Here is a 220-nt window from a genome sequence, read left to right as displayed (position 1 = left end):
TCGTGAAAGGATGTTCCGGCGGTGTCCTACTCTCCCACACCCTGTCGAGTGCAGTACCATCGGCGCTGGCAGGCTTAGCTTCCGGGTTCGGAATGGGACCGGGCGTTTCCCCACCGCTATGACCGCCGTAACTCTATGAAACTATCCACACCCCTCACACACTCCCACCCTTCCGGGCGCGCCCATCACAACGGTGATGGAACGAAGTGTGTTCCGGGTA

Annotated in this window: 1 rRNA gene; it reads right to left on the bottom strand. The window is 60.0% G+C overall.

Annotated features, from left to right (window positions below):
• Window positions 1-13: 13 nt before the first annotated feature.
• Window positions 14-130, bottom strand: a 5S ribosomal RNA gene (gene rrf / locus ON21_RS09340).
• Window positions 131-220 lie beyond the last annotated feature (90 nt).

It is taken from the genome of Nocardia araoensis NBRC 100135, assembly GCF_000308435.1.
Taxonomy (GTDB): Bacteria; Actinomycetota; Actinomycetes; order Mycobacteriales; family Mycobacteriaceae; genus Nocardia; species Nocardia araoensis.
Note: the sequence above shows the minus strand (reverse complement) of the source record. Positions and strands in the feature narration are given on the sequence as shown.